This is a genomic window from Paenibacillus sp. RS8, assembly GCF_041956825.1.
GTDB lineage: Bacteria > Bacillota > Bacilli > Paenibacillales > Paenibacillaceae > Paenibacillus_AQ.
In genome coordinates this window covers 5930122-5952607 of the sequence record NZ_CP168131.1, presented here as the reverse complement: position 1 = coordinate 5952607, position 22486 = coordinate 5930122, and the positions used below count along the sequence as shown (strand labels likewise).

The following is a 22486-nucleotide window of genomic DNA, read 5'->3' as shown; positions in this document are numbered from 1 at the left end:
GAGTAGATTCGAAGCTGTCGAGGAAGTCTCGACAGCTTTTTATTCTGCAGCTTTCTGCTGGCAGTGGCTTTATGTAGAGAATAAGGAGAAAGAGTTTTTTACCTCGTAACTGCCTTCCAATTAATAGTATAATAAGAACTCGTAGGAGTTATTTGAAAAAAGTTGTATACATACTCATAATTGAGGAATAAGGAGATGAGAGCATGACTGTAAAGACTACAGCGGAACAAATCCGCATTATCGAATATGATCCTTCTTATGCTAGGGCGGTAGCAGAAATGTGGAACCGTAGCAATGAAAGCTGGGGTGGAGGCACCAATCAGAGAACAGAGGATACAGTGCGCCGCGAGATGGAGATCTCGTCCAATCTAAATGTGTTTCTCGCCGTTGATGGCGAGGAAGTGGTAGGCTTCTGTAGTTTTGCCCATTACCGTCAAGACGAAGGGGCTTTGTATGTACCGCTGTTGAATGTGAGACCTGATTATCACGGATACAAGGTAGGTCGTAACCTGATTTTGAACGCTGTTCGCAAAACAATTGAAGCGGGCTGGCCGCGTCTTGATCTGTTTACTTGGGCAGGCAATACGAAGGCTGTACCGATGTATAAGAAATGTGGATTCTTTTGGGAAAAAAATGAGGATTACGTACATCTAATGAACTTTATTCCAACGGTTCTGCAAACGGAAGCACTTGCTCCTTATTTTGAGCAGCTGGATTGGTATGCAGATAGTACCCGTGAACTGCCCATTCAGCCAGATGGTCGCCGGGAGCGTGGTTTTGATTTCTTCGATTACACTTGGCAAAAGGGAGAACTCTCCTTACGCGCAGAATTCGAGAAGACCGGTCGCGGCCTGACGGCTCTGGATACACCTGACTATGAAATCTCCACGGAGATTGACGATCACGATCTTGTCTTCGGTTCCACATATAAGATTCGTTATCACATCAAGAATCGTTCGGCGTCTGATCTGGCCATTGAGATCAAAGGCCAAAATGACAAAAATATTCGGTTTGCCTTGTCTGCTGCACCAACACTCGCACCAGGAGAAACAGTTATCGTAGAAGGTGAGTTCGAGCTTGATCCGATTCGTGAAGAGCAAAACGACAAGAAGACTCACCCTGTGGTTATGAGCAAATGGATCATCGGTGGCAAGCGCGCTGAGTTTCGTATAGGTATTGCTCCTAAATTCCCACTGAAAATGAGGATGGAGTTGCCAACACGTGAGCTGTATCCGGGTCTTCCCGCTGAGCTATACTTAAATGTTGAGAATAATTTTGCAGCGGAAGCGGAATTTTCTTTTAATTTGCCAGAGGAAGAGTTTTTGACGTGGGCGGATCGGGCAGTAAGCTTCTCGGTTCCAGCTAAAAGTAAGGCTTCCGTCCGAGTACCCTTTACCCTAAATTCATATGGCCTTTATTCACAGGATATTGAGGTGACAGCCGTTCCGGCTGGAGAGAAGGCAGTGTCCTTCATCAGCAAATTATCTGTGCTAATGAAAGGAACACATGGCCGCTTTGGCGGGGAAAACGGGGATCAGTGGGTGGCTGTAAACGGCGCCTACTCCGTACATCTTAATAATAACGACAATGGGATGTGGATTGAATATCCCGGCTCGAGCCATAATTTCTGGTTGACCCATCCGAAGTTAGGTAAACCATTCGCCGAAGAATTCTCGAAGAAACAGGCTAAAACAGTAAAGATCTATTCCGAAGGAGAGGGCCAAGTTCTAGAGACCCTTTATGAATCAGATGAATTCCCGGGTCTGGAGATAAAAAGAGTGGCTAAGCTCTTTGGGAACGGAATCGCTGAGTTTTATAGCGAGGTACGCAATACTAGTAACCAAACGTTGGAAGAGGATATGTATCTACTAACGAATTTCGGATTTTTTGGTAAACGCCTCATCCTGCCCTATCAGGGTCGTTACGTAGATATGGGCGATGCTTACTCAGGCGATCCGGGTAATTGGGACAGCGCTCAAATTACGGAAAATTGGTTGTTCAGCAAGGAAGAAAACGTCACATGCGGCGTTTGCTGGGACCCTTCGTTGAAGCTGCTTCGTCCGGAGTATCCACTTGGACTGGAGCATAATCTTGGTCAAATCCCTGCTGGAGATGTCGTACGAACAAAGACGCTGGTGTTCGCTTTAAACACCTTCCTGAAGTGGTCGGATTTCCGCACCTTTGCACGGAAGCAGCCGGATCCGATCACACCGGTGATGGATGATCATCTTGAATTAACGCTTGGCGGTGGAAACCTGTTTGCGGCGGGGGCGCTTCATGCGGAGTTACTCGAACGAAAGATGACTTCACTTAATGGGAGCCTCGAGCTGTATGTACAAACGGATAGAGGAGAGGAGCAGAAAGTCGCTGAGATGGAACTGAAAAGAGAGCAGAATCTTCACTCCGCGGGCTTTGAGCTCTCATCTGAGGAAGCGGAGACTTCTTCAGAACACAGCCAATCAGGACAGAAGGTTCGAGTCGTCTATCGTGGAGAGGATCGTATTCAAGAGCGAACAGGCCTCTGGTTCCCTCAAACGGAAACAGCAGCCGTTGTCTGTGACACAGAAGAGGGACCAGCGGGTACTATATACACTGTGAGCAACGGAGTTCTTTCTATTGCAGCTGCTCCTGAGTTCGGCAGTGTTGTACATTCCCTGAAGCATCATGGAGAAGAATGGCTGGATAGCTCCTATCCGGAAGCAGCACCACGTTCCTGGTGGAATCCTTGGCACGGTGGACTCGGTGTGGGTATTTCAGGCATAGGTGGATTTAGTCGGTTGGAGGAGCCAAGGAGCGCAGCTTGGACCGAGCAAATGGATGCTCAGGGTAATGTATGGAAAGGATTACGTATCACTACTTCGATCGAGAAGCAGGAAAAGAACCGAGGAATTGTTGTTAATCAGCATTACCTTATGCTCCCAGGTGTCTCTGTGCTCTGTGTGTTGCATTCGGTGACCAATGACAGCGGAATGACCCTGCCGAATTATTCGTTGTCGGAGGAAAATTATATCCAACCTTCGCCAGTCTATGCCGAAGGATGGATGGAATTCTCCAAGGAGGGTAAGTTCTTATTAGGAACGGTTGAAACCTATCTGGAGGCCAAGGGACTATTGCGAATTGGTGCATCTTCGCGTAAGGATATGCTGCATTTGGTGAGCAATCATCCGAATCAGAGTGCCTCGGCGTATGTGAACAATAAAGTATTTAATCACGGGGTGCATCATCACCTTCCACTTCTGAATGGAGAAACTGTTTGGACACAGCCGACCTTCCTGATCATGGGAGAACTCGCTCTGAACTCAGAGGATGTCCGCAGTCTTTTGAAGCTGACCTTTGCTAGACCTACTGACGAAAAGGAGATCTCAAATGCCGATCATTGATATTCACATTCATCTGTCGGACATCGACAGCTTTCATCAAACAGCACTGGATCTCTCCAAAGTCGATTACACTGCTGCCGGGCTCAAAGCAGAGTTTGATAAGAACGATGTTGTTCTTGGTATTGGAATGGGGGTCACGGAGCAGACGAAGGGAGCTTTCCCTGACTCCACTTCCCCTAATCCGATGGGCCTTGACTTGGAAGACACTGTGCCGCCTTTCTTAATGGAATGCGTGGGGATCAATCCGAACATGCTCGGAGGTAAGGATGCTCAAGAGGAGCTGGACCGAATTGAGGCACGGCTGCAAGCGCCCGAGGTAGCAGGCATTAAGCTCTATGCCGGGTACTATCATCATTACGTTTACGACAAAATTTATTCGCCGATTTATGAGTTGGCGGCTAAGTATGGTACGCCTGTCGTCATTCATACCGGTGATACGTACTCGATGAATGGATTGCTTAAGTATGCTCATCCTCTTACCGTGGATGAATTAGCGTTCCAACGGCGTGATGTGAATTTTATGATCTGCCATCTTGGCGATCCCTGGGTGATGGACGCCGCCGAAGTGGTGGCCAAAAATCCAAACGTCTATGCCGATTTGTCCGGCCTTGTGGTCGGTGACCGGCCTCATTTTGAACGGTTCATGAATGAACCACTGTTCATGGATCATTTTCGACGGGCGCTGGTGTACTCCGATCATTATGAGAAAATGTTGTTCGGCACGGATTGGCCACTCGCGCCTATTGACCTGTATGCGGAATTTGTCCGCCGACTCGTCCCTGAGCAGCACCATGAGAAAGTATTTTACGAGAACGCCTTCGCCTTATTTCCACGCATTCAGCAGCGGATTGCGGCGCTCTAAGCATTACGAACAAGCCATCCCTTAGGATATCTAAAGGATGGCTTTTTTTGTTTTTATTTTTTGAATTAGAGATGAATAATTCAATCGTGCTTAACAAAAACTTTATTCGATTCGTCATTACTTTACCAAATCAGGAGGGGGCGTTATTAAACCATTTATCGTAATAGTTGCGTTGTTACTCGTTACAGCTTGTTCGGGTAATCACTCAGCCAACAATCAAATGACTACTCAACAAACGAAGGTTGGACATCCTGCTGGCAAAATGGCTGCAACGTCAACCTTAACGCAAGCGTCTTCTATTTCCACAGAGAATGCAGGAAATTCAACGATTAAGGCTAAACAAGTACCTGGCGGAGATGTATCAAAATGGCTGGATGGGTTTATTCGTACTTCACCACCTACAGGTAGCACAGCGGATCAGACGACTTATCCGCAACCGTCCGCGAAACCACAATATTCGGCTTATCCACAACAATCTGCCAATCCACAACCGTCCGTCAATCCGCAGCAGCCTGCCAATACATCTGATTCCGTTCAGCAAGTGTTGAATTTGGTGAATAAGGAACGTACAAATGCAGGCTTGAAAGCACTAAGTCTGAATAGTGAGCTTTCAAAAATGGCTATGGCAAAAGCAAAGGATATGTATGACAACAATTATTTTGATCATCAGTCACCGACTTATGGTTCTCCGTTTGATATGATGAAGGCATTCGGAATTAGCTATAGCTCAGCAGGAGAAAACATTGCCAAAGGCCAGAAGAGCGCGGAGGAAGTAATGAATCAATGGATGAACAGTCCTGGTCATCGCGCGAACATTCTGAATAGCAGCTTCACTGAAATTGGGATTGCTTCATATAACACTGAATGGGTTCAAGAATTTATTGGTTTGTAAAAAATCAATAAAGCAATAAGGTTGATAAACAGCTAATATCAAGCCCATGTCATCTGACATGGGTTTTTATTATGATTAGATACAATGAAGTCAGCTTACATGCTTATCTACCGAATCAAGTCATCTTTTACTACTAAAGCTTGTGATATTGATGTATTGTGGATTGTGGATAGATATGGTTGCTTTTCTATTTGTTATTGGTCATTTTGTGTGAAAGTAAGTTGCAAGGGAGGTATGGAGTAATTTGAAATTTGGTATTAAGAATTTGAGTATGCATTTTTATTTCATGTAGATTAATAATCGTATAAGGGAGATACAGTATGCTACCATCACTCACATTTCTTAAACTTCAATTGGAAGGGATTCTGCGTAATAAATTTGAGCAGGGACATCAAACCTCCGGTTATTTAGCCAAGCTGGAACAGCTTCCCGCAAGCTATGATGCCTATCTTGAATTCGCCCATAGCTTGGCTGTCATTCCAATGAGGGATAATTGGCCTTACTATGAGCCGAACGATTTAGATGAGATATGGCGGGAAAGCGATCCGGCTCGACCTCTCGGGCAGATCGGAATTTTGAATCTGAAGGATAGCTCCAAGCGTGTGGAGGCTGGTTTTCTCGCTTCAGTCTGCGGTTCTATGCTGGGCAAAACAATAGAGGTAAACCCCAGCTTGTCGGAATTACGTCAAGCGTTAACTTCTGTAGGGGAATGGCCACTGAATGATTATATTTCTGAAGAAATTCTCCATGCGCTGGATCGTCGTCATTGGTCTTGGTTTGAGACTACACGAGGGCGAATTCGTTATGTAGCACCTGATGATGATATCAATTACACATTAATGGGAATGATGGTGCTAGAACAATTCGGTGAAGGTTTTACGAAAAGAGATTTAAGGGATTTATGGTTAAATCACCTTCCGATAAGTACAACTTGGGGTCCGGAAAGGGCAATTTTACTACGATCAGGGATTAGCTATTTGGAACATGATAAGGAATTATTCAATCATTCTGAAATAGAGGCTTGGCCTGATTTTATGGTACAGGGTACAGAGCTATGCGGGGCGGCGATTCGTGCAGATGCCTACGGCTATGCCTGTCCTGGTCAGCCTGCTCTGGCTGCTGAGCTAGCTTGGCGGGATGCAAGCTTTACACATCGCCGGACCGGCATTTACGCCACGATGTTCATTGCTGCTGCGATTGCTGCTGCTCACGTGCTGCGTGATCCCATTGAAATAATCAAAACTGCACTGCAATTCATCCCTAAAAGAAGCCGGTTCTATGAGATTACTCAGGATTGTCTTGAAATGGTAGCGAATGCAGATGACTGGCTGGAAGCATATCAGAGTATTAACCAAAAGTATGAGACTTATTGCCACTGTCAGGTTTATCAAGAAGTAGGAACCTTAATTAATACCCTGCGGTTTGCAGACAATGTTGGTGATGGGATATGCAAGCAGGTAATGCAAGGCAACGATACGGATAGCTTCGGGGCAACGGCTGGCTCACTGCTCGGGGTTTATTTCGGTCCAGATAGTTTGGAATCTAGATGGCTTGAGCCTTTTCAAGACCGGATTCATACGGGACTATCTAATTTTCATGAGCAAAAGCTTTCTACTTTAGCGGAGCGGATGGGGCGTTTACCAAAGCTGCTGAAAACCGGTCAACATCGAGTTCTACCTAGTGAACTCTATGTGAACAAGAATACCGGCCTTGGCCTTTAATATCAATCAATAAACCTGAGCAAATACAACATACATAATAAGCCTACAAAAAGTCCACAGCAACAATGTTGCAAGTGGATTTTTTGCTTTGCTTATACTACTGTTAGTGGGCTGGATTCAAGAGAAGAAGAAGCTGAAATCTGCACATTGAGAAGCTTGCTTTCTCTTTTGAAGCGTATAGAAGGGCTGGCTTATCCAACCCATTGGAGCCATCGCGTTACAGCATGCCGAGGAAGGCGAAATAGCTACTCTCCGAATTGCGAAAAGGGTAAGCTGAAGCAGATATAATATTTGACTGTGACTTAAAATTGGATTAGAACTGTTGATTCTTATGCTTTTTCATGTGGTATCGAATAAAAGTGACCAATCTTGATGACAATTCCTGCGACATTCCAAAACAAAACACAAGTTTTTATCTTCTCCCTGATTTAGGAATTTATTCAGCGGGGATTGAGTGTATGAAATCTATGAAATTTATTTTGCGGCATGTTCATTCTTTTGATTTTATTATTAAGTAGAGGATAAATATAGAAGAAATCTGTAAATATATGATAAGATAGGGGTATCTTATGAATGAGGTGGATAATATGATACACGAGATCAGCGGCGGTACATCATCTCTTGAACTATACGAGGATTACCTAGTAATTAAGCCTAGTAATGTTCAAAAATTGGGAGGACAGACTCAAACGATTCCGTTGGATTCTGTCATTACGATCAGCATAGTTAAGCCCTTTTTAAAAGTTCCTTATTTACAAGTAATTACAGCCAACCTTCAAACATCGAAAAAGGATAATTTAAAAGGAGCGAGTGCTAACGTTGTTCTTATTCAACCGGGAAAAATGAAAATCGCCGAAAAAATTCGTGATTACATAGCAGTATATAAATCAGAAAAACACAATCGTCCTAATCCTCCAGCTCCTGTTGGGTCGATCGATGATTTGAGACAGCTAGCAGAACTTAAGGATTCTGGTATCATAACTCCAGAAGAATTTGAAGCCAAGAAAAAGCAAATCCTTGGATTATAAAATGGACTTTTTTTCATTCAATGCATGATCCGAAATACGAAGCCGCTTGTTCTCCAATTACGGAGAATAAGCGGCTTCATTGTCTTTTTAGAACTAATAAGATAACAGGCCCCCTCTCTATCCCATCTTTATGGGATTGTCCTTGTAAGGGATCTACTTATAATTGTTAGTAATTCTTAGACAATGATGAGTGGGGGCGGGATCAGCATGAGTATTGCAAAAAATACAGAGCTAACAGGTACGCGCAGGCAGCGGTTGGGTATGATGGCGGCTATTTGTATGGGGGCTTTTATTTCTCACTTTACTGCCGGAATTATGAATGTATCGCTTCCTTTTTTTATAAGTCATTTTCAAACTGAGCTTGCAAAAGGATTATGGATCACAACGGGGTATCTACTTGTGATTACTGCGCTTCTCCCTGTGATGGGGAAATTGGGTGATCGTTATGGTTTTCGCCGTATTCACAATCTCGGATATGTGATTTTTACGGTTGGTTCGATCATGGTCGCTTTTTCACCTAATCTGCCAATATTACTTGTACTTAGAGTTGTGCAGGGGATAGGAGCTGCGATGTTTCAAGCAACGAATATTGCGCTTATCAGCGTTCATATGCCGAAAGAACAGAGGGGACGGGCACTCGGAATTCTAAGTACGGCTGTCGCACTGGGCGGGATGACCGGCCCTATTGCAGGAGGTCTGATTGCGGAGTGGCTCAGTTGGCAATGGCTATTTTTGATCCATGTTCCTGTGGCAATTGTGGCTACAGTTATGGCCTATCGGTACATTCCGAGCCGTGTGCATGAGCGCAAGTCGGGAACTGTAAGTATCGCGGGCGCGGGCTTGTTCATGGCGTGGTTTACCTTGCTACTTCTCGTTATTACAAATGGGAGCAAATGGGGTTGGGTGTCCACGCGTACGATGGCTAGTTTGATGGGATTTTTCCTGCTGTTGATTACGTATCTATTATGGGAACGGAGGCAAAAGACACCTTTTCTACCTCTTCGGGCGTTGAAAATTCCTGCTGTAGCGGGTGGCTTGATCGTTAGCTGTGCCTCTTTTATCCTTTCTAATACCGTGCTCGTCCTTATTCCATTTTATTTAATGGGAACAGCGGCTGGCTTCACTTCATCTAAGACAGGCTACATTATGGCAGCTTATCCCATTGCATTAGCATTTTCAGGTCCTCTTGCCGGTTACTGGTCCGATCGTTATGGTTCTCGTCGGCTGATGTTAATGGGGCTGAGCTGCATGGGAAGCGGGTTCATCCTGTTGCTAATATTTTTGGAGAATATACCGGTGTATGGAATCGCTGCGATTCTATGTCTTATTGGACTCGGGATGGGGCTTATTGCTTCACCGAATAATAGTTATATTATGAAGCAGACGCCCAGGGAACACGTAGGTTCAATTGGAGGATTAATTGCCTTAACACGAAATGCGGGTATGGTCTTTGGCTCAGCGCTTGGGCTAGGGCTAGGGATGGTGAGCGGGGAGATAGGGCAGAGGAATTCGATTCAGGCGTTCAAAATGGTTTTTGGGATTAATATTGTTATTTGTATAGGCGTTATTATATTGATGATTGTTATTAATAGACGGACATTAAAATCTCTTTGATATAAAAAAATGTGTGTGTAATCACAACTCAAGGTTTGGTGTTCTGTTACGTTGTGAGTAACGAAAGATTATCTCGATATGGAGGATAACGATATGTTTTGTTACCAATGTGAACAGACACCAACTGGCGGTTGCACCGTTGTGGGAGTATGCGGCAAAAATGAAACCATCGCGAGTTTGCAGGATACGATGATTTTTGCTCTAAAAGGAATTGCAGCCTATGCGACACATGCTCGGCAGCTAGGATATAGTGATCCCGAGGTGGACCGTATTACCCACGAAGCTTTGTATATGACCTTGACCAATTCTAACTTTAATACGCAGGAGCATTTGGAGATGGCGATGAAGGTCGGGGATGCGGCGGTTCGCGTCATGGATCTATTAGATCGTGCGCATACGGATCGCTTTGGGATTCCACAACCCATTACAGTCAGCCAGAACAAAATAGAAGGTCAATGTATTGTGGTGACAGGGCATAATTTGTATGCACTGGAGGAATTGCTGCGGCAGACAGAAGGAAAGGGCATCAACATCTATACTCACTCGGAAATGTTACCTGCCCATGGTTATCCGGCGCTTAAGAAGTATAAACATCTGAAAGGCAATATCGGCAAAGCATGGTACGATCAACGCAGACTTTTCGAGCAGTTTCCCGGTGCGATTCTTGCAACTACAAACTGCGTGATGCCGATTAAAGGCACGTATGCAGACCGCTTTTTCTCATATGAGGTGGCGGGGCTGGAAGGTGTTGCAAAAATCACGAATGACGATTTCTCTCCTCTGATTAATCGTGCGTTGTCATTACCTGCGGCTGATGTAGAATCAGACTTGGTACTCACGACAGGATACCATCACGAAACAGTAATCGGGTTGGCACCAGAGATCATTCAGGCTGTTAAAGACGGGCATATTCGCCGGTTCTTCGTTATTGCAGGCTGTGACGCGCCAGGTAAAGGTGGGAATTACTACCGCGAGTTGGCGACTTCCTTACCGAACGATACCGTCATTTTAACCACTTCCTGCGGGAAATTCCGCTTTAATGATGTGGATTATGGAACCGTTGGAGATACGGGCATTCCGCGTTACATTGACCTTGGACAATGCAATAATTCCGGTTCTACGGTGAAGATTGCCTTGGCTTTGGCTGAAGCATTTGATTGTACGGTGAACGAGCTGCCTGTAAGCATCGTGCTGTCATGGTTCGAGCAAAAAGCGGTAGCCATTCTGCTGGGCTTATTCAGCCTAGGTATTCAAGACATTCGCATCGGGCCGAAGCCGCCGGAGTTCATCTCGGATGGTGTGTTGGATGTCCTAGTTGAACTTTTTGGATTGAAGCTGATTACCACTGCCGAGGAAGATATGAACGCGATGTTGGCTTTGTCGTAAGGTAATAAGGGCATTACATTTAATATTGCAAGACTAAGCTCAAGCTGAGGATAAAGCTTGGGCTTTTCTTGTGTCTTGTCGCTTATATAGGGTTATTTTCTACAGATATGAATTGTGTATTTTTATATTGTTGCGAAGTTGATCTAAAAATTTATTTGCTGCATTAGAAAACACCTGATGTTTTTTCCAGATAATATTTAAATTAGCCTCTAATTTGGGGGTTAAAGGTTTAAAGCAAAGCTTGCTATCTCCTGATGTATTAATAAGTTTATCCAAGCATAATGCATATCCAATATTTTCTTCGACCATTCGTGCAGCATTGTACAGCAGATTGTAGGTTGCGACAATATTGAGATCCTCAATATTCGCTTCAAACCATCCTGTGAATTCGTTACTGACAGCAGTTTGACGTGAAATCAATAGTGGTTTATCTATTAAATCTATTGGCTGAATGAACTGCTTGTACGCTAAAGGACTATCTTTGCGCATTAAAACACCCCAAACATCAGTAGCGGGTAATTTTATGTAATCATATTTTTGTTTATCTGTGGGTTCTATGACAATGCCAAAGTCCAATAATCCACTGTCTAGCTTGCTAGTAATATCGTCAGCATTACCACTGTATAAATCAAATCGAATACTTGGATACTGTTCAAGTAATTCTTTTGATGCTCTGGCAATAAAATTCATAGCTTCAGTTTCACCACCGCCTATGTAAATTTCTCCGCTAATCAATTCTTTTGATTCTTTAAAATTTGCTTCAGTTTTATCTACTAGCTCAACGATTTCCTTCGCTTTTTTAAATAAGTATTTCCCTTCATCTGTTAAAGTGATTTTTCGATTTCCTCTTTCAAATAGAATGGCTCCTAATTCCGTTTCAAGGTCTTTTAATTGTCTTGATAATGTAGGTTGAGACAAATGCAGCTGTTTTGAAGCCGACGATATATTCTCTTCATTCGCTACAGCAATGAAATAGCGTAATACTCGAATTTCCATAACAGTCTCCTTATTTATCTATGCTTAAAAGGCATGAGAGAGTATTTAATATAAGTATTAGTTATTCGAATCATATCAACTTATGATGTGAAAGAAAAGGTTTAACTTTAAAGGAGGGTTTATAGATAGCTATAAAAGATAAAGTGATTATTATTATGGGCGCATCAAGTGGAATCGGTGAAGCAACTGCAAAGGTACTTGCAAAAAGTGATGCGAAGTTGCTCTTAGCTGCACGCCGCTTGGATCGTCTCGAAGCTATTAAAGAAGAATTTCCTAAATCAAATATTCTCATTCAACAAGCGGATGTGACAAACTATGATGATGTGAACAAGGTCGCTAGACTCGCATTAGACACATATGGCAGTATCGATGTTCTCTATAACAATGCGGGTATAATGCCAACAGCACCAATCGTGGAAGGGCGTCGTGAAGAGTGGAAGCAAATGATTGATATCAATATCATGGGTGTTTTGAACGGAATCGCTGCGGTGTTGCCAATTATGGAAAAACAAAAATCAGGGCATATTATTGCAACAGATTCTGTGGCAGGACATGTAGTATACCCTAATTCAGCCGTGTACTGTGGAACATAGTTTGCAGTTCGTGCCATTATGGAAGGATTAAGACAAGACATATGAATCGAATTATCAGAAGTATAAATAAATTTGGGTGGTGATTTTTAAAATGGATATGAATGATTTTATGGATTTTTGTAAGAAAGGAAATCCAATTTCGGGTGAGGATAAAGAATTACATGAATTATTAACTCAATGCAGTTATCAAGCCCAAAAGGTCACGATGGAATTGAATTCATCCTATCATTCAAAAGAAGAAATAGTGGAGATTTTTAGTGAACTTACGGGCACTGAAGTTGATTCGTCTTTTATGTGTTTTCCGCCGTTTTATACAGACTTTGGAAAAAATATTACTATAGGAAAGAATGTGTTTTTCAACACAGGCTGTTCCTTCCAAGATCGAGGAGGAATCAGAATAGGGGACGGTACAATGATTGGTATGAATGTCACGATTGCTACACTTAATCATGGATTACCTTTAGAAACGAGAAATGTAACCTACCCCTCTCCAGTTATCATTGGAAAAAATGTATGGATTGGGTCAAACGCAACCATACTGCCCGGGGTGACGATTGGAGATAACTCTGTTATTGCGGCAGGAGCAGTTGTCACTAAAGATGTTCAAGAGAATTCTGTCGTTGCAGGAGTACCAGCAAAAGAGCTCAAAAAAATTTAATAAATTTGGAAAACTGAATTTGTAGAGAGGGACGCATTGATAGAAAGATAAAAAGACCCCGTCAGTGATTATACTGGCGGGGTTTTGTTAAAGGATCATCCCCATTTCACGGAGTCTATCTTTAATTTTCTTTAAACGAGCTTCTTTTTCGGCAGCTTTAGTCAATAACTCCACTGATGTTTCGTTATACTTCTTAATAATCTTTTTTAAAGTTAATTCTTTCATTTCCTTTTTACTGTGGATTGTTACACGAGGGACGATGTTGTAGTTTTCTATGGTCTTGGGATCTGCAGAAATTCGTTCTAGTAAACGAAGCAGAAGCTTCAGTCTATTGTAGCCCAACCCACGAACCTGGTATAGTTCTTTCCATGTGGAATTTAGTAAATGATCCAGGTTTGTATATCCCTTGGCGTATAGAGCATTTATGAGGCCCGTTAAATTTGCTCCCTGTTCTTCTACATAAGCCACAGCTACAAGACAAGCAATATCCTTACTATAAAGATGCGGTGGAATCGGGAAGAATTGTATTAATTCCCCGTTTCCTTTGATGATGTCATTCATGATGATTTACCCCCAATAAAAAATATGGTCACTATAACACTTCTAGTATTCTGATGAAGGAGTAGTTAGAGGATGCAGCCTAATTGGAGTCATCCTATTCCTCCTTTAGAGGGTCTGAAGCCCTTAAACATTATTAAACCCCATGCTACTGATCATTTTCTGAACACCAGCAAAGTCCATAGCATAAGCTCGTGGAATATGTAACAGAAATGTTATGATGGAGGCATCAATTTTGCGGGGGACACTGATATGGATATCCGAATTAAAGAACTAGTTAATGCTGCACAGGAAACGTACGGATTGGACAACTACTACTTACATACACATGAACTTTATCGCGAAGTTTCGATACTGGGAAAGACCGACTATTTGCTTAGTATGGAATGGTTTCCTTCACATATTACAGAGTGGAAGGAGGATTACAATCCGGAAGGAACGGCTGTCATCACTATAGACCTGCAATCCCGCAACTATAAAAGTGTGATTTTTGTGGGTGGGAAATCATATGCGAATGGGGCACCATTTCAAAATATTGATTTAAACGGCGTTATCCAGTGGATGGAAGCCGAGGCGGGGATCGTGTACGGTAAAGGATTCCACCTAATAAAGGAACAGGTAGGTGAATATCATTTTGCCGAATCTATAGACGGCGTGCCGGTCTCCCCCGGTGGGCGGATGGAGCTCCGCTTTGATGCAGAGGGGAGGCTTATTTTTTACAGTGTGTATGTCCAGTTTCCTTCTAGATCCCTTGTGCAAAAAGAGAACTATTCACTCACACTTCAAGCGGTAGAGCCGCAAGCCAAAAAACAGCTACAACTTATAGAATATCCGGTTTACGAGATGAAGCAATTCCTGCCGATCTATGGGATTGAAGAAATCTACATTACAAATGATGGAACCACCATCCCATTTGAGATTATTTCAGGCACGAAAGCACAACTGAATATAGATCAAGTAATCCATTGGGAGCAAGCGAATACGGAACCGTTTGTAAGGACGGAGATACGTCTGCAAGAAGTGGTTACAATCGAACAGGCAATAGCTCGTGAACCGCACCCAGACTCATTTCCTATCACAGACGCAGAATTATTCAAGTGTATAGCCGGAGTCGAAGCTGGTCTAAGCCAGCTCTATCCGGATGAATCCGGACAATGGATACTGAAGACGTTACATCGGGAAAGAGGACATATTCAAGCGACATTGAGGATGAATGCACCAAGTAATCGTATATTCCAGCGTAAGCTCCTCCTGTTCATCGATGCGAACCTTTATAAGGTTATAAACTATATGGATAACAAATCTCTGCTCGATACGTTTGATGAGTTCCAGAGCGAAGGTGAGATTGCTGTAAGTCATAACGAAGCCTATACCAAGCTCAAAGGGTGGCTCGAATTAACACCCGTCTATGTGTATGATTCTGGGCAGAAGAAGTATGTGCTGTGCGGGAAGCTGGATTGTAATTATGCCGTGAAGGCCACTAGCGGAGATGTGGTGGAGTTGGGTAGTTTGGAATGATAGTGAAAGCTATCTTATAGCTATATGATTAGATAAAGAGTCTAAGTGATAAGGGAGATATCCGTATCACTCAGACTCTTTTTTTTGCTTTTTATACTCAGAGGTATAAGACTTAAGCAATTCTCCAACCCTATGAAGCTTTGTTTTTATCTTTTTGCTCCATGCTTTGTTCCATAGGTCATCAATCGCCAGACCTTTTCTAAAGGTCCCATGGAAAAGAACTTGAACCAGATGGTGCTAAAAATGATTTGAATCATATAAATCAGAACTGCGATGTAGAGAATATCTTTTGGTGAAACGACTTCGAGACCTATAATCGAAATGATTGCCGTCCCAATAATGCTTTGAGCTACATAATTTGTAAATGCCATTTGACCCACCCGGGATATAGGCGTCAGGAATTTCACCATTTGTTTGTTTTCTAATAGTAGAAATAATATTGTTAAGTAAAACAAAGTGGTTGGAAGTGATCCTAAGCCCGTAACTGAATCTACATTGCTGCTCCCGCTTTGAGAAGTGTTCCAAATCCATAATGAGAAACCAACGAACAAAAGAAATGATGCCATTTGAATCCATCTAATTGGTTTTGATAATTCCTGTATATGTGTCAGCCAACCTGACTTTGCAGTTAAAAAACCAGCTAAAAACATAATAAAGATTAGCATAGCGTCATTAGAAAAAATATCAAGGATAGATGAGATTGTCCCTAGCGATGGTGAAAATATTTTTACCGTCAAGGAAATGATGTAAATGGATGTCATACCAATAAGCCACTTATTAAGTGTAGAAACCGTTGTGTGATAAAAAGGGATCAGAAACAATCCGATGACGGCATATACGGGTAGAATGGTTCCCCAAAAGATAAACACATGCACGATTCCCAGCAGTAAGAGGGTTAGTAATCGTCTAGCCGTACGCCATCTTGGTTTATCTCCCCGGCTTTCGGCTCTTGAGGCAAAGATGAATAGACCTACTCCAAACAGGAATGAAAAAATAGAAAAGAACTTTTTCTGTACGAAGATGATTATCAAACTATTGATGATTCCATTAATGCCGCTATAGTCTGGTAAGGGATCTCCTTCAATAATAACTTTAAAGGCCCCGACATTTATAAGCAGTATGCCAAAAAGAGCAAATCCGCGAATGATATCGAGTGAAATAATTCTTTCTTTTTGTGAAATGGAGGGATTCATGTATGGTTCTCCTTTGAATAAAAATTTAATTATCTAGGAGTCAGTATAAGTTGCGAACCTTACATTAATTTGATGCCAACATTACAGAATCCTTAAATATGATAAAATGTTCCATTTCCAGTTGAATTAGAATCCGTTATATGGTTAATATAAATACTAAATCATTTTGGGGTGTGAACTAGAAATGTCAGCATATACTCAGCCAATCTTTGTGGCTGCAATCTTTTTTGTTCTTTTAGCATTTGCTTTATTTATTCCATGGCTCATTTATACGTATAGAAAATACAATTACCTGCCATTTTCTACTACTTTAATTTCATCTTCGTTTATCTTTTACTTTCTAGCAGCGTTATTTTTAGTATTGTTACCGTTGCCAGAGGTACGCAACACTTGTTCTCTTCAAAAACCGGGTACACAGCATTATTCACTTATGCCATTTCAATTTATTGTGAGCACCTTTGGGAATAGTGGTATCGTGTTATCACAGCCTTCAACTTATAGACTGTTATTTAGCCAACCTTCATTCTATCAAGCATTTTTTAATTTCTTGCTATTATTACCTTTTGGTGTTTATTTGCGATATTTTTTTCAAGAGAAGAAATACTGGAAAAAAGCGCTAGCAATCACGTTCTTATTAACATTATTTTATGAGGTAACACAGGTAACCGGCATTTATGGGATTTATAATTGCCCTTATCGCATTTTTGATGTGGATGATTTATTGTTGAATACTGCCGGCGGGGTGCTGGGCTTCTTTATTGCTCCAGCTGTATTAGCGTTATTCCCATCAAAAAAGAAAATTAATGAGAAAGCAGAAAGATTATTAGCTCTTGATGAAGTAAGAGGGATGTCTGTGTTGTTGGCAGTTATTATTGATCTATTGATCAGCAACATGGTAGTTAAAATTGTGTTGAGTATGACCAACGTTAATATGGTTAGTGAATTTATTGCGAGTACAATTACGCTTTTTGTAACCTTCTTTATTATTCCATGGATTTGGAACGGATCGACAATCGGTACGAAAATAATGCGTTATCGCTATGACAGTAATATAAGTCGAGGGGAAACTAACAAGCGATTATTTAAACGTTTTGGTGCGATTTACGCGATGTACTTCATAACGGTCATTGCGAAAACCTTGAATAACGTGGAGCTATCAATGGACTCACCATTTTATAAGGCATCTATATTCTTAACACTAGGTGCTGGATTGACCTCTATCATTTTAACGATCGTGTTGTTCATCCATGTGATCTTAGTCGTGTTTGGCAAACAAAAACGCCGCTTTTACTTTGATGAAGCTTCTGATTTGTATACAACCAGAAGAGAATAAATTCTTTTCAATAGCAAAGGGATACTCCGTAGTCTTAAATGGCTACAGGGTATCCCTTTTTTAAATATAAGAATTTATATGTTCCATGTTATAAATTATCCTTATATTTCTTCGAGAAACATTGTCTTCTTTAAAGGAAGACAACTCGTTTCTTCTTGGTAGATTTAAGCTTGTTGTAAGGTTGGCATGAATTTGCTGTAAGGTTCGCAGCCTATAGTAAAAGTATCAGCAAATTATGAGGTGAAATGTATGGAAGCATTATTAAAAGTAGAAAACATAAAAAAAGTGTACGGGAAGTTAAGCGCTGCTTACACAGCGTTAGAAAACGTGTCTTTTGACATTCAAGCAGGTGAGTTTGTAGGGATTATGGGACCTTCCGGCGCTGGAAAATCAACCTTGCTAAATTTGTTAGCAACCATTGATTCTCCAACTGAAGGGAAAATTTATATGAAGAACAAGAGTATTCATGATATGAAGGAAGCAGCTTTGTCAGACTTCCGACGTGAAAATCTCGGTTTCATCTTCCAAGATTACAATTTACTCGATTCCTTAACTGTAAAGGAGAACATATTGCTTCCTCTGGCGATTGCTAAAATTCCAGCGAAGAAAATCAATCACCTCGTGACTCAGATCTCCAAAGTATTTGGTATTGAAGATTTACTGACCAAATATCCGTACCAAATCTCTGGTGGTCAAAAGCAAAGAACCGCTGCGGCTAGAGCGCTTGTGACAGAGCCTGCGCTGATATTGGCTGATGAACCAACTGGTGCCCTTGACTCCAAATCAGCAACAGATTTATTGGAAAGCTTAAGTTCTTTAAATGAAAATAATAATTCGACCATTATGATGGTGACCCATGATGCCTTTGCCGCAAGCTTCTGCCGCCGGATTATTTTCATCAAGGATGGTTCATTCTCAACAGAAATCTATCGTCGTGATCAGACACGCAAAGCCTTCTTCCAAGAGATCTTAGATGTTCATGCGGCCATTGGGGGTGAGGTTGATGACGTTATTTAGTCTAGCAAGAAAAAATATAGCACGAAACTTCTCTCAATATTTCTTATACATTGCATCGATGGTGTTTAGTATCATCATTTACTTTACATTTGTGACCTTAAAATATAGCGATACGATAGCAGAACAGACAGCTTCATCCCAAAAACTTGGTTCACTAATGAGTGGAGCGGCAGTCATTCTTATCTTTTTCGTATTCATATTTATAGCTTATTCCAATTCGTTTTTTATGAAAAAACGTAAAAAAGAAGTCGCACTGTATGCGTTGCTAGGGGTACGTAATCGACAAATAGGTTTTATGCTCTTTTTTGAAAATCTCTTATTAGGATTATTCTCTTTAGTAGTTGGGATTGTACTTGGGTTCCTATGTTCTAAAGGATTTATGACGATTCTGATTCATTTAATGGGTTATGACGTTGTAGCACCCTTTACATTTTCAGCGGCGGCAGCGATGAACACGGCTATCGTATTTCTAGTTATTTTCTTAGTGACATCGTTTCAGGGCTATCGCTTGATCTATCAATTTAAGCTGATTGATTTATTTCATGCTTCCAAAAAGGGAGAAGTGGCACCTAAACCATCTATGATAGTAGCTGTTCTTGGAGTGTTGCTCATTGTCTTGGGCTTTTGGCTCGCGATGCAGGACCTTTTCACTTCTAAGATATGGGAAAAAATCGGATTTCTCATGACTGTATTAATTATTTTAACAACGGTTATTATGGGTACATTTTTATTGTTCCATAGTGTGACTGGCTTTGTGTTAGCAATGATTAAGAAGAATGAAAAGTGGCTGTGGAAAGGCCTTCATGTAATTACCATTTCGCAATTGCTTTATCGTATCCGTGGAAATGCACGTACATTAACTGTGATTGCTGTGTTAAGTGCTACGACAGTAACTGCCGGTGGAGCGGTGTATGGCCTTTATTACAATACGACTGACTCGGCGAAAACAATTAATCCGAATACCTTTATGTATCAATCAACAGATGCAGAAATGGATAAACAAGTGAGTGCTGTGTTACCAGATACAAAATACGATAAAAATATTGAAGCACTATCCATTACATTTCATACGAAAGAGTTAAACTCGCCATCAACGTTCGATAGCACTGATAAAAGAGAATATACAGTTATCGATGAAAAAACATACAACCAATTAGCAAGTGTACAGCATAAAGAAAAATTAGATGTAAAGGACGGCTACGCGGTTATTTTAGATATCGGATATGACAAAAGGTTCTCACCAATATATACAGGGAAAACGATAACAACAGGCATCGGCCATCCTCTCACATTCCAAAGCTTTAAAACGCAAAGCGTATTGAATGCAGGCACAGCAGGTATAACCGTGGTAGTCTCGGAGGACCAGTATAAAGTGTTGCATAATGATGGGGAAGTGCTGCACTATCGTGTTCTTGGGGTAGATGATGCGTCTGTGGATTTATCTAAAAAAATTGCAAACCAATTACCTGAAGAAGCGATATTTTCAAGTGGTCCACAAGATTACCAAACAAGTTTGGAAGGTGTGGGTTCTCTACTGTTTATCGGAAGTTTCCTTGGTCTAGTATTTCTGGCTGCTACAGGCAGTATCATTTATTTTAAGGTTTTAACAGAGGCAGAAGAGGATAAATCACAGTACAATATGCTGCATAAAATGGGTGTCAGTGCAAAAGAAATGCGAAAATCCATTGCGTCACAGGTATTCGTTATCTTTGTTGTACCGCTTATAGTAGGGTTGTTGCATAGTGTAGTGGCTTTAAAAGCATTTTCTAGTCTAATGATGATAGATTTAGCAAAACCTGTGTTGCTCTGGATGATTGCTTATACCGTAATTTACGGGTTGTATTATTTCTTAACCGTAGCTTCTTACAATCGTATTATTACACTAAATAATAGAACAGAAGGATGATTGAGATGAAAAAATTTCTAATTACTATTGGTATTTTGTTTGTTATTGGAGTTGTAGGGGTCTTTGCTATAGCGAAGATTGATTTCAATCGCTTCAATGCCGAAAATTACTACTTACAAATCACAGAGGATGGGGAACCCCATGAATATAAACTGAGCGATGGTTCAGTCATGACCTCTTATTCTTATACACTAGAGGCTACAAATGCCAAAGGTAATACCATTCCATTGGAATTTAATACACAGAAAAACCTTCGTAAAGGCGCCTACTTGAAAATGTATGTAAAAAAAGGCGATCAAGTCTCCTCATATGATGAAGTGAAATTAGAGGATATTCCGCTAAAAGCAATAAAAAACTAATAAATTGAAGAAGGGCTGTCTCAAAAAAGTAAATGGAGCACAGCCCTTTTCTCTGTCTAATGAGTAAGTAAGGTAATTATATTATAAAAGAATAGTAATGGTGGTTCCGGTATTTTCAACGCTTGTCAAATCGAGTTTCCCCTCATGAGCCCAAATAATGTCTCTTGCGATGGCCATTCCTAACCCAGTTCCATGCTTGCTTGTTGTGTTTGTACCCCGATAGTAGCGTTCGAAAACCTGTTCCAGATCTTTAGCTGGAATACCCTGGCCATTATCAGAAATTGTAATTTGGGTATGCGGATTAATGGTCTCCACTCGAATCTTCACCACGACATTTTCATCGTTGTGCACCAGCGCATTGTAAATAAAGTTAAGGATTGCACGTTTTAGTAATTTTTTATCCACTTTATGTACGGCTTTAACCTCATCTGCCTCAAATTCGATCTGCCTTTCACCAAAGGTTGGGTCATTTAAAAGTTCAATTGTTATTTCTCGTAGAAACTGAACGAGATTCACCTCTTCAAATTGCAGGGATAGCTGGTGATTACGCAAACGCGTCGTTAAATTGAGGTCATCTAACAAATCTTTCATATACATCGATTTACTCTTGATAATTGCTGTGTATTCCTGTAATTCTTGGGCTGTTAAATCTGTGGCACTGTCATTTATAAATTCTGCATAACCTTGAATAGAAGCCAGTGGTGTTTTCATGTCATGCGAAACATTGCTAATCCATTCCTCACGCATTTGATCTAGGTGTTTACGTTCCTCTTCGTGCCGATCAAGCTTTTCAGATAGTTCATTCATATTACGAAAAACATCTTCATAAACGCCTTTGGGAGCAGGCATTTTCTTAAACCGTCGTTCCCTGAGTTGTTGAATACCATCTATTAAGGTATGAAGGGGTGCAGTTAACTTTTTCCCAAATAGAAATCCAATGATAATTACAATAAGCACATCCACGATTAAAAAAATGGAAAGAAAAACATTAACATCTTTGAAAATTTTAGCGTAATCATAGGTCAATACGTAGCGGCCTATTTTAGGATTTTGAATCCCTAAAAAGTAGCTGAAATTTTGAGCTGTGCTGACAAAAATTGTCGTGCTAGCATCTAATTCTTTATATTTATACATTTGTACAATCTCAATCGGGGAATACTCTGTTTGCAACTCTTCAGGGGTATTAAATGCTGATACTTGCTCCCCATGTTCATTCAGAAATTGTACCCAGGCGCTCATTTCTTGTAGTTTTTTGAGGCCTTCTTCGTTTACAACAGGTTTGCCAGATTGTAGTTCTACATATTGTGAAAAGGTCCGGCTAAAGGTTTCTGCAGACGCTTCTTCAGTACCGAAATTATTATTCTTTAGCTGTATAAAGAAGAGGGAAAGGAACAAAATAGCGTTTACGATACCAACGATTACAACAATAGTCATAACCGATCTTAAAAATCGGAGTGTTAATTTCCATTTCA

Annotated in this window: 18 protein-coding genes; 14 read left to right on the top strand and 4 right to left on the bottom strand. The window is 41.2% G+C overall.

What is annotated here, in order from left to right:
* Positions 1–203: 203 nt before the first annotated feature.
* The 7 genes from ACDZ28_RS28045 (at position 204) to hcp (ending at position 10883) form a co-directional block, all read left to right on the top strand.
* Positions 204–3380, top strand: a complete 3177-nt coding sequence (locus ACDZ28_RS28045) for a GNAT family N-acetyltransferase (RefSeq protein WP_375103355.1) — start codon at positions 204–206, stop codon at positions 3378–3380.
* Positions 3367–4242, top strand: a complete 876-nt coding sequence (locus ACDZ28_RS28040; protein ID WP_042129146.1) for an amidohydrolase family protein — start codon at positions 3367–3369, stop codon at positions 4240–4242. Before ACDZ28_RS28045 ends, ACDZ28_RS28040 begins: the two co-directional genes overlap by 14 nt.
* A gap of 220 nt (positions 4243–4462) precedes the next feature.
* The gene (locus tag ACDZ28_RS28035; protein ID WP_081390041.1) at positions 4463–5134 is read left to right on the top strand and encodes a CAP domain-containing protein; all 672 of its coding nucleotides are present in this window, start codon (positions 4463–4465) and stop codon (positions 5132–5134) included.
* 320 nt (positions 5135–5454) lie between these two features.
* Positions 5455–6855 (top strand): ADP-ribosylglycohydrolase family protein, encoded by a 1401-nt coding sequence (locus tag ACDZ28_RS28030; protein ID WP_076121121.1) that lies wholly within the window; start codon positions 5455–5457, stop codon positions 6853–6855.
* 569 nt (positions 6856–7424) lie between these two features.
* The gene (locus tag ACDZ28_RS28025; RefSeq protein WP_052414648.1) at positions 7425–7883 is read left to right on the top strand and encodes an SHOCT domain-containing protein; all 459 of its coding nucleotides are present in this window, start codon (positions 7425–7427) and stop codon (positions 7881–7883) included.
* 207 nt (positions 7884–8090) lie between these two features.
* On the top strand, positions 8091–9497 hold the full coding sequence (locus ACDZ28_RS28020; protein ID WP_375103354.1) for an MFS transporter: 1407 nt from the start codon (positions 8091–8093) through the stop codon (positions 9495–9497).
* 93 nt (positions 9498–9590) lie between these two features.
* On the top strand, positions 9591–10883 hold the full coding sequence (gene hcp / locus ACDZ28_RS28015; RefSeq protein ID WP_339287282.1) for a hydroxylamine reductase: 1293 nt from the start codon (positions 9591–9593) through the stop codon (positions 10881–10883).
* Between the two features lie 99 nt (positions 10884–10982).
* Here hcp and ACDZ28_RS28010 read toward each other — a convergent pair whose 3' ends face one another.
* Positions 10983–11879 carry a LysR family transcriptional regulator gene (locus ACDZ28_RS28010; protein WP_375103353.1) on the bottom strand — a complete coding sequence of 299 codons (897 nt, stop codon included), beginning with the start codon at positions 11877–11879 and terminating at the stop codon, positions 10983–10985.
* A gap of 143 nt (positions 11880–12022) precedes the next feature.
* Between ACDZ28_RS28010 and ACDZ28_RS28005 the strand changes: the two genes are divergently transcribed.
* Positions 12023–12472 (top strand): SDR family oxidoreductase, encoded by a 450-nt coding sequence (locus ACDZ28_RS28005; protein ID WP_375103352.1) that lies wholly within the window; start codon positions 12023–12025, stop codon positions 12470–12472.
* Between the two features lie 91 nt (positions 12473–12563).
* The gene (locus ACDZ28_RS28000; protein ID WP_042129136.1) at positions 12564–13130 is read left to right on the top strand and encodes a sugar O-acetyltransferase; all 567 of its coding nucleotides are present in this window, start codon (positions 12564–12566) and stop codon (positions 13128–13130) included.
* 87 nt (positions 13131–13217) lie between these two features.
* Here the strand turns inward: ACDZ28_RS28000 and ACDZ28_RS27995 are convergent, their stop codons facing one another.
* Complete coding sequence (locus ACDZ28_RS27995) at positions 13218–13691, bottom strand: hypothetical protein (protein ID WP_042129133.1); 474 nt, start codon at positions 13689–13691, stop codon at positions 13218–13220.
* Positions 13692–13940: 249 nt separating this feature from the next.
* On the opposite strand from ACDZ28_RS27995, the gene ACDZ28_RS27990 reads away from it, so the two are divergent.
* A complete protein-coding gene (locus tag ACDZ28_RS27990; RefSeq protein ID WP_375103351.1) occupies positions 13941–15206 on the top strand; it encodes a hypothetical protein in 1266 nt (421 codons plus the stop codon).
* Between the two features lie 146 nt (positions 15207–15352).
* Here ACDZ28_RS27990 and ACDZ28_RS27985 read toward each other — a convergent pair whose 3' ends face one another.
* The gene (locus ACDZ28_RS27985) at positions 15353–16399 is read right to left on the bottom strand and encodes a DUF418 domain-containing protein (RefSeq protein ID WP_375103350.1); all 1047 of its coding nucleotides are present in this window, start codon (positions 16397–16399) and stop codon (positions 15353–15355) included.
* A 184-nt stretch (positions 16400–16583) separates the two neighbouring features.
* Between ACDZ28_RS27985 and ACDZ28_RS27980 the strand changes: the two genes are divergently transcribed.
* The 4 genes from ACDZ28_RS27980 (at position 16584) to ACDZ28_RS27965 (ending at position 21014) form a co-directional block, all read left to right on the top strand.
* A complete protein-coding gene (locus ACDZ28_RS27980) occupies positions 16584–17732 on the top strand; it encodes a VanZ family protein (RefSeq protein WP_375103349.1) in 1149 nt (382 codons plus the stop codon).
* 249 nt (positions 17733–17981) lie between these two features.
* Positions 17982–18749 carry an ABC transporter ATP-binding protein gene (locus ACDZ28_RS27975; RefSeq protein WP_375103348.1) on the top strand — a complete coding sequence of 256 codons (768 nt, stop codon included), beginning with the start codon at positions 17982–17984 and terminating at the stop codon, positions 18747–18749.
* Positions 18736–20655: an FtsX-like permease family protein gene (locus tag ACDZ28_RS27970; protein WP_375103347.1), complete on the top strand. Its 1920-nt coding sequence runs from the start codon at positions 18736–18738 to the stop codon at positions 20653–20655. Before ACDZ28_RS27975 ends, ACDZ28_RS27970 begins: the two co-directional genes overlap by 14 nt.
* A 5-nt stretch (positions 20656–20660) precedes the next feature.
* Positions 20661–21014 carry a YxeA family protein gene (locus ACDZ28_RS27965; RefSeq protein WP_375103346.1) on the top strand — a complete coding sequence of 118 codons (354 nt, stop codon included), beginning with the start codon at positions 20661–20663 and terminating at the stop codon, positions 21012–21014.
* 81 nt (positions 21015–21095) lie between these two features.
* Here the strand turns inward: ACDZ28_RS27965 and ACDZ28_RS27960 are convergent, their stop codons facing one another.
* Positions 21096–22448, bottom strand: a complete 1353-nt coding sequence (locus ACDZ28_RS27960) for a sensor histidine kinase (protein WP_375103345.1) — start codon at positions 22446–22448, stop codon at positions 21096–21098.
* Between the last annotated feature and the right edge of the window lie 38 nt (positions 22449–22486).

Bases quoted from the DNA above. Each gene is read 5' to 3' on its own strand.
- ACDZ28_RS28045 (WP_375103355.1), top strand. From the start codon at position 204: ATGACTGTAAAGACTACAGCGGAACAAATCCGCATTATCGAATATGAT.
- ACDZ28_RS28040 (WP_042129146.1), top strand. From the start codon at position 3,367: ATGCCGATCATTGATATTCACATTCATCTGTCGGACATCGACAGCTTT.
- ACDZ28_RS28035 (WP_081390041.1), top strand. From the start codon at position 4,463: ATGACTACTCAACAAACGAAGGTTGGACATCCTGCTGGCAAAATGGCT.
- ACDZ28_RS28030 (WP_076121121.1), top strand. From the start codon at position 5,455: ATGCTACCATCACTCACATTTCTTAAACTTCAATTGGAAGGGATTCTG.
- ACDZ28_RS28025 (WP_052414648.1), top strand. From the start codon at position 7,425: ATGAATGAGGTGGATAATATGATACACGAGATCAGCGGCGGTACATCA.
- ACDZ28_RS28020 (WP_375103354.1), top strand. From the start codon at position 8,091: ATGAGTATTGCAAAAAATACAGAGCTAACAGGTACGCGCAGGCAGCGG.
- hcp (WP_339287282.1), top strand. From the start codon at position 9,591: ATGTTTTGTTACCAATGTGAACAGACACCAACTGGCGGTTGCACCGTT.
- ACDZ28_RS28010 (WP_375103353.1), bottom strand. From the start codon at position 11,879: ATGGAAATTCGAGTATTACGCTATTTCATTGCTGTAGCGAATGAAGAG.
- ACDZ28_RS28000 (WP_042129136.1), top strand. From the start codon at position 12,564: ATGGATATGAATGATTTTATGGATTTTTGTAAGAAAGGAAATCCAATT.
- ACDZ28_RS27995 (WP_042129133.1), bottom strand. From the start codon at position 13,691: ATGAATGACATCATCAAAGGAAACGGGGAATTAATACAATTCTTCCCG.
- ACDZ28_RS27990 (WP_375103351.1), top strand. From the start codon at position 13,941: ATGGATATCCGAATTAAAGAACTAGTTAATGCTGCACAGGAAACGTAC.
- ACDZ28_RS27985 (WP_375103350.1), bottom strand. From the start codon at position 16,399: ATGAATCCCTCCATTTCACAAAAAGAAAGAATTATTTCACTCGATATC.
- ACDZ28_RS27980 (WP_375103349.1), top strand. From the start codon at position 16,584: ATGTCAGCATATACTCAGCCAATCTTTGTGGCTGCAATCTTTTTTGTT.
- ACDZ28_RS27975 (WP_375103348.1), top strand. From the start codon at position 17,982: ATGGAAGCATTATTAAAAGTAGAAAACATAAAAAAAGTGTACGGGAAG.
- ACDZ28_RS27970 (WP_375103347.1), top strand. From the start codon at position 18,736: ATGACGTTATTTAGTCTAGCAAGAAAAAATATAGCACGAAACTTCTCT.
- ACDZ28_RS27965 (WP_375103346.1), top strand. From the start codon at position 20,661: ATGAAAAAATTTCTAATTACTATTGGTATTTTGTTTGTTATTGGAGTT.
- ACDZ28_RS27960 (WP_375103345.1), bottom strand. From the start codon at position 22,448: ATGACTATTGTTGTAATCGTTGGTATCGTAAACGCTATTTTGTTCCTT.